Origin of the sequence: Finegoldia magna (genome assembly GCF_018371055.1) — a bacterium.
GTDB lineage: Bacteria > Bacillota > Clostridia > Tissierellales > Peptoniphilaceae > Finegoldia > Finegoldia magna_I.
On sequence record NZ_JAGYZD010000092.1, the window covers coordinates 1 to 6,226 of the forward strand.

6 protein-coding genes and 10 tRNA genes are annotated in these 6,226 nt (G+C 32.1%); 3 read left to right on the forward strand and 13 right to left on the reverse strand.

Features of this window, described 5'->3' with window-relative positions:
* Positions 1-120: 120 nt before the first annotated feature.
* From KHW44_RS05155 to KHW44_RS05165, 3 genes are read right to left on the reverse strand one after another with little or no spacing between them, the layout of a single operon-like run.
* Positions 121-675: a LemA family protein gene (locus KHW44_RS05155; RefSeq protein ID WP_094208446.1), complete on the reverse strand. Its 555-nt coding sequence runs from the start codon at positions 673-675 to the stop codon at positions 121-123.
* An 8-nt stretch (positions 676-683) separates the two neighbouring features.
* The gene (gene thiI, locus KHW44_RS05160; RefSeq protein ID WP_294685603.1) at positions 684-1,859 is read right to left on the reverse strand and encodes a tRNA uracil 4-sulfurtransferase ThiI; all 1,176 of its coding nucleotides are present in this window, start codon (positions 1,857-1,859) and stop codon (positions 684-686) included.
* Positions 1,860-2,987 (reverse strand): cysteine desulfurase family protein, encoded by a 1,128-nt coding sequence (locus tag KHW44_RS05165; RefSeq protein ID WP_294685601.1) that lies wholly within the window; start codon positions 2,985-2,987, stop codon positions 1,860-1,862.
* Between the two features lie 92 nt (positions 2,988-3,079).
* Here KHW44_RS05165 and KHW44_RS05170 point away from each other — a divergent pair, with 92 nt between their 5' ends.
* The 3 genes from KHW44_RS05170 (at position 3,080) to KHW44_RS05180 (ending at position 4,987) form a co-directional block, all read left to right on the forward strand.
* A complete protein-coding gene (locus KHW44_RS05170) occupies positions 3,080-3,925 on the forward strand; it encodes a ribonuclease H-like domain-containing protein (RefSeq protein ID WP_304066814.1) in 846 nt (281 codons plus the stop codon).
* Positions 3,918-4,523: a hypothetical protein gene (locus tag KHW44_RS05175; protein WP_304066817.1), complete on the forward strand. Its 606-nt coding sequence runs from the start codon at positions 3,918-3,920 to the stop codon at positions 4,521-4,523. Before KHW44_RS05170 ends, KHW44_RS05175 begins: the two co-directional genes overlap by 8 nt.
* An 89-nt stretch (positions 4,524-4,612) precedes the next feature.
* Positions 4,613-4,987: a prepilin-type N-terminal cleavage/methylation domain-containing protein gene (locus tag KHW44_RS05180; RefSeq protein WP_304066821.1), complete on the forward strand. Its 375-nt coding sequence runs from the start codon at positions 4,613-4,615 to the stop codon at positions 4,985-4,987.
* Between the two features lie 94 nt (positions 4,988-5,081).
* Here KHW44_RS05180 and KHW44_RS05185 read toward each other — a convergent pair.
* The 10 genes from KHW44_RS05185 to KHW44_RS05230 all read right to left on the reverse strand — a co-directional run bounded on the left by KHW44_RS05185 (position 5,082) and on the right by KHW44_RS05230 (position 6,214).
* Positions 5,082-5,157 (reverse strand) — tRNA-Arg (locus KHW44_RS05185).
* A 216-nt stretch (positions 5,158-5,373) separates the two neighbouring features.
* A tRNA-Trp gene (locus tag KHW44_RS05190) sits at positions 5,374-5,448 on the reverse strand.
* Positions 5,449-5,524 (reverse strand) — tRNA-Phe (locus KHW44_RS05195).
* 69 nt (positions 5,525-5,593) lie between these two features.
* Positions 5,594-5,670: transfer RNA gene (locus KHW44_RS05200), tRNA-Ile, on the reverse strand.
* Positions 5,671-5,690: 20 nt separating this feature from the next.
* Positions 5,691-5,781, reverse strand: a tRNA-Ser gene (locus KHW44_RS05205).
* 19 nt (positions 5,782-5,800) lie between these two features.
* Positions 5,801-5,889: transfer RNA gene (locus KHW44_RS05210), tRNA-Ser, on the reverse strand.
* 5 nt (positions 5,890-5,894) lie between these two features.
* A tRNA-Lys gene (locus KHW44_RS05215) sits at positions 5,895-5,970 on the reverse strand.
* Positions 5,971-5,974: 4 nt separating this feature from the next.
* A tRNA-Gln gene (locus KHW44_RS05220) sits at positions 5,975-6,051 on the reverse strand.
* Positions 6,052-6,058: 7 nt separating this feature from the next.
* Positions 6,059-6,135, reverse strand: a tRNA-Arg gene (locus KHW44_RS05225).
* 5 nt (positions 6,136-6,140) lie between these two features.
* Positions 6,141-6,214: transfer RNA gene (locus KHW44_RS05230), tRNA-Gly, on the reverse strand.
* Positions 6,215-6,226: the final 12 nt, after the last annotated feature.

Consider the following 6,226-nt stretch of genomic DNA (forward strand, 5'->3'; position numbering starts at 1 on the left):
ATAAAAAGTATCCGGTGATTTCGGCAAATCTTGGGCAAAAGCATTTACATTAAAAATTAATAAAAAAGCTAAAACAAATGAGAATATCAATCTAAATTGTTTTCTCATTATTTATTTGTCCTATTCAAAGTTAACTTGTGGTGCTTTTTGTGCTGAAGCATCTGCTTCAAAGTATTTTTCAGAGCTAAATCCCATTAATCTAGCAAATATTACTGTTGGGAATCTCTTAACTTTTTGATTGTATGATTTTACAACTGTGTTGTAATTCTTTCTTTCTGTAGCGATTCTGTTTTCTGAACCTGCTAATTCATCCATAAGTTGTGTAAAGTGGGTATCTGATTTTAGTTCAGGATATCTTTCTACAACAACATTCATACCGTTTAATGCACTTGTCAATTCATCATTTGCTTTTGCTAATTCTTCTGGATCTTTGGCATTTTTTACACCAGCTCTAGCTTCAGATACTTTGATGAATACATCTTCTTCATGCTTTGCAAATCCTTTTGCTGTGTTAACCAAGTTTGGAATCAAATCCGCCCTTCTTTGAACAACGTTTTGAACTTGTGCATATGCTTCGTTCACATTTTCCTTTGATTGAACTAATCCGTTGTATTGTGGCACTAATAATAATGCTAACACAACAATAATCCCTATAATAACTCCTGCTTTTTTCATACTTCCTCCTATTGTCTAATCTTAATTAATTCCATATTATCTATACATTCTTGAACCAAGGCTTCAATGTCTAGGTTTTCTTCTTCTCTTTTGACATCGTAAATTCTTGGTTTAGTCACTGGTCTTTTTGGCGTAAACACCGTGCAACAATCTTCAAAAGGCAAAATTGATGTTTCGTAAGTTCCTATTTCTCTTGCTATTTCTATGATTTCTGTTTTATCACTTGCAATCAAAGGTCTTAAAATAGGAAGACTTGTAACTTCGTTGATAACTGAAACTCCTTGAATAGTTTGACTTGCAACTTGACCCAAGCTTTCTCCTGTAATCAAAGCGTCAATTTTGTTTTCATTTGCAATTCTTTCTGCAATTCTCATCATAAATCTTCTAGAAATGATAGTCATCATTCTTTCCTTGCAGTTTTTGGTGATAGCTTTGTACACTGGAAGCAAGTTCACAGAATAAAAGTTAATATTACCAGTATAATAAGAAACTTCTTCTGCTAATTGCTTAACTTTTTCAAACCCTCTTTGACTTGTGAATGGGTAGCTGTGGAAGTGCAAACAATCCACACGAACTCCTCTTTTTGCCATTAGAAAAGCAGCAACAGGACTATCTATACCACCTGATAATAACAACAAACCTCTTCCAGAACTTCCAATTGGAAGACCTCCCCATCCTTTTATTCTATCCGTGTAAACATAACAATTATCCTTAATGTCTACATAAACAAAAAAGTCAGGATTTTTGATGTCAACCTTAACATAATTTCCGTATTTTTTTAATATCGTGCCACCTAAAAGCGGATTCAATTCTGGCGATTTTGGTTCAAATTTCTTGTCAACTCTATGAACATCAACTTTGAAAGTTTGAAGTTTGTCTTCGATAATTTTACCTTCTATTATCTTTAATACCCCGTCTTGCATACTTTCAACCGTTTTTTCACATTTTATGCAAGGACTAATGTACACAATTCCAAAAACTTTTTTAATTTTGTCTATCATTTCATCAAAATCATTGACATCAGCCTTGATGTACAACTTACCTTGTTCTTGATAGTATTCTTCTATTTTATAATCAGAAATCGCATCCAAAATCTTACTTATTGCACGTTTTTCGAAAGTGTGTCTATTCTTTCCTTTTAATGTTAGTTCTCCAAAACTAACCGATATATACCAATCTAACATTTATCTCCTCATAATATCTCTAATATCTTCTAATCTAAGCTTTAATTTCTCAACAAATATATCCAGTACATCCTCAGGCGTATCATCAGTAAATGAAATTCTTATACATCCATCTGAAAACTCATCAGGTGTGTTAATACTTTGGATAATTCTTGATTTTTTGGAACCATTACATGCACTCCCAGTAGAAATATAAATTCCATCTTGTTCCAAATAATGTAGCAAAACTTCACTCTTAATGTAATTAAAGCATACGTTCGTAATATATGGACTGTATCCTTCTAGTTTGGAATTAAAATACACACCATCAATTTTTGATAACTCATCCATCAAATATGACTTCATCTTGTATAATCTGTCGTAAGTCTCATCAATTTTTGAAAAAACTTCTTCACTTGCGCATTTCAATGCCACAATTCCCGCTACATTTTCAGTTCCCGGAGAAATTCCAGACTCTTGTGATCCACCTATTATAAGAGGCTTTACTCTTTCAGGATTTCTTATGAAAATCGCACCAATTCCTTTTGGAGCGTGGATCTTGTGACCACTAATTGTGTAGAAATCAATCTTCGCTTCATTAATATCCAATTTAATTTTGCCAAAACCTTGAATCCCATCAACATGAAACAAAGTATTAGGATTTTTCTCTTTAATTTTTTTCCCCAATTCTGTAATTGGAAGAATTTTACCAGTTTCATTATTAACATGCATAACTGAAACTAAACGTGTTTTTTCATTTATCAAATCAATAATATCTTCGACTTTAAAATCATCACTTACATTTACAAAATGAACTGTCCTATTTTCCTTCAATTTATTATAAGTCTTAAACACAGAAGAATGTTCGATATTTGTAGTTATAAATTCTTCTTTTTTATCATTTGTAACACTACCATTGATTGAAATATTATTACCCTCAGTTCCGCAAGATGTAAAGAACAAATTCTCTGATCTTACATTTAATAAGTTTGCGATTGTATTTCTTGAATCAGTAACAAGTTTTTCAGCTCTCATTCCAAAATCGTACAAACTTGAAGGATTACCAAAATCAACAGTCATTGCATTAACCATTTCTTTTACTGCATTTTCCGACACTTTTGTAGTAGCAGCATTATCTAAATATATCATTATATCCCTTCATTTCTATTTAAAATCATACTAATATTATAACATGTAGAGAAAATTTACCAAAATAATAGTATAATGGAAATGGTGATAAAATGAATGAAAATCAGGCTATTATAAATATAGAAACAACAGGAATCGATCCTCACAAAAACCACATTTATCTTATAAACATATTTACAAATGATAGATACTATAATTTTTACTCAACAAATAATGAAACTGAAGAAAAAATTATAAAATCAGCTTATAAAATCATACAATACAAACAAATTATTTGCTTTAGTGAATTTGACGTAAAATTTATAAATACAAAAATAATAAAATACACAGAATTTGATGTCATTAATAATTTTATTTACTTGCAAAAATTAATTAGAAATTACTACAATTCAAAATTCACTTCACTTAAAGCAAAAGATTTGTCATCAAAATTATTCGATATTAATTTAGATGATAAATCAAAATCTGTGAAATTATATAAAAAGTTCTCAAAATCGAATCGTATTTCAGATGAATTAATAGAATGTGCCAAAACATCAATGAGTTTTAAGATAAAACTTTACAATTATATGAAGAATTTCTTTGAAGAAAATTGTGATACATTTGATGTGTACACAAATTTCGTTAGATATTTGCTATATGATATTAAGAAAATAAAAAATAACTTAGAAATTAGTTTGATTACAGATAATAAAATGGAAATTGATGCAATGTATGAATCAACTCAAATCAAATCACAGGGAATGTTTATGACTTTAAGTTTGAGTTTGCATGAAGGGTACATTGAAGATGATTTTGTGGAATGCGCAATGACAAGTATGGAAAACAATTATAATTTAATAAACAATTACTACCCTTTAGTCATAAATGATGAATTTATTTATGATAATATTAAAGAATTAGTAAAATACACACTTATGGAGATTTTTAATGAATAAAAGGACAAAACAAATATTGTTTGCAATATTAGGAAACTTAATAATCGGATTTAGTATCGGAATACTCAGACTTTCAAAATTAGGTGTAGATCCTCTTAGTTTTATGAACAGTGGATTTTCTGATTTTTTGAATAAAGATTTTGGAACTGTAATTACTGTTACCAATTTCATATTAATTGTTATTGTATTTTTAGGCCACAGAAAATCTATCGGACTTGGAACAGTCATAAATATGGCGACTGTAGGATACAGTGCTGATTTTTCGTATATGCTACTAAAATTTATGGATACTGACAAATTTTGGGTTAACTTTATTCTATTGATAATTGGAATAAATATTATGAGTATAGGAGTTGGAATTTACTTGGAAGCTGACCTGGGTGCCAGTGCTTATGACGCTATGCCCTATGTTGTAGACAATGTTGTAAAAAAAGATTTATCATATAAATATACAAGGATAGTATTAGACATAATATGCATAGTGGTTGGTCTATTATTTGGAGAAAAAATAGGAATAGGTACTATATTTTTAGGATTTTTATCCGGCCCACTAATTGTATTTTATAGGAATTTGGCCAAAAAATTGATTTTTGAATAGATTTAAAAATATTTAATTATTTGTATTGAATAATCCTTGGTTTTGATTATAATAAAAGTAAGTAGAATAATAAATAACTGGAGGAAATCATGAAACTACAATCTTTAAAAAAGAAGAAAAAAGGATTTACATTACTTGAATTATTGGTTGTATTAGCTATCCTTGCAATACTTATAGCAATAGCTATCCCAGTCTACAAAAACCAAAAAGAAAAAGCAGCTATAACTGCCCACAATGCAAACGTAAGAGTATTAGAAACAGCTGTGGAAAGTTATAGTCAAGATCATGATGGTGAATTACCTGGAGATTTGCAAGACCTTGTTAAAGGAGAATATATCAAAAGTGTACCTAAAGTTCCAGCAAGTGAAGAGTTAAAAGGTAAATCTTATTCAATAACTAATGGAAAAATTGAACCTGGAGAAATTCATAATGATAATGAAACAGGCAAAACACCAAAAAAATAAAACAATATAATATCAAATCTGCATAAATAAGCAGATTTGATATTGAACTTAATGACATTCAAAAAGATAGCTAAAATTAGCTATCTTTTTTATTTGGCAGAGATTGAAGGAATCGAACCTTCATCCTTCAGATTCGGAGTCTGACATTTTACCAATTAAACTAAATCTCTATGCCCTATCATTTATGAATATATTTTAAATTATAGTTGTTTTATAAAACAATACATAATTTACGTATTATAAATTTTACTTACACTGAAAATATATAATCTCATAAAAAATTGTTACGTTAATTGTTACGTTTTATTATCGTAGATTAAATATATAAAACATAAAAACGGCTTGATTCAATGTCTAATAACACATAGAACCAAGCCGTTAAGTTGTGGCAGGGGATAGAGGACTTGAACCCCTGGCATCCGGTTTTGGAGACCGACGTTCTACCACTGAACTAATCCCCTTGGTGCCCAGAGCCGGAATCGAACCAGCGACACAAGGATTTTCAGTCCTTTGCTCTACCGACTGAGCTATCTGGGCACGTACTTTATTTAGGAAATGATTTCAACATTATAAAAAAATATTTCTTGAATAAATCAAGAAATAAATTGGTGGGCCTTCAGGGACTCGAACCCGGGACCTACCGGTTATGAGCCGGGCGCTCTAACCAACTGAGCTAAAGGCCCAAGAATAAATCATATATTCTTGGCGGAGAAAGAGGGATTTGAACCCTCGCATCCCGTTAAGGATCTACTCCCTTAGCAGGGGAGCCTCTTCAGCCACTTGAGTATTTCTCCTAAATAAAGTAATTAAAAATGGCGGAGAGAGTGGGATTCGAACCCACGCGGGGTTGCCCCCAAACGGTTTTCAAGACCGCCTCGTTATGACCACTTCGATACCTCTCCACATTTGGTGGCTCATCCGGGACTCGAACCCGGGACACCCTGATTAAAAGTCAGGTGCTCTACCATCTGAGCTAATGAACCGTATTGGCTGGGGTGACAGGACTCGAACCTGTGGAATGCAAGAGTCAAAGTCTTGTGCCTTACCAACTTGGCGACACCCCACTATTATTGGCGCACCTAGGGGGATTCGAACCTCCGGCACACGGATTAGAAGTCCGTTGCTCTATCCAGCTGAGCTATAGGTGCTTAATTGGAGCGGGTGAAGGGAATCGAACCCTCGCAACCAGCTTGGAAGGCTGGGGCTCTACCACTGAGCTACACCCGCATATAGGTAATT

Excerpts from the sequence above, each read along its gene's own strand:
- KHW44_RS05155 (WP_094208446.1), bottom strand. The coding sequence starts at position 675 with ATGAAAAAAGCAGGAGTTATTATAGGGATTATTGTTGTGTTAGCATTA.
- thiI (WP_294685603.1), bottom strand. The coding sequence starts at position 1,859 with ATGTTAGATTGGTATATATCGGTTAGTTTTGGAGAACTAACATTAAAA.
- KHW44_RS05165 (WP_294685601.1), bottom strand. The coding sequence starts at position 2,987 with ATGATATATTTAGATAATGCTGCTACTACAAAAGTGTCGGAAAATGCA.
- KHW44_RS05170 (WP_304066814.1), top strand. The coding sequence starts at position 3,080 with ATGAATGAAAATCAGGCTATTATAAATATAGAAACAACAGGAATCGAT.
- KHW44_RS05175 (WP_304066817.1), top strand. The coding sequence starts at position 3,918 with ATGAATAAAAGGACAAAACAAATATTGTTTGCAATATTAGGAAACTTA.
- KHW44_RS05180 (WP_304066821.1), top strand. The coding sequence starts at position 4,613 with ATGAAACTACAATCTTTAAAAAAGAAGAAAAAAGGATTTACATTACTT.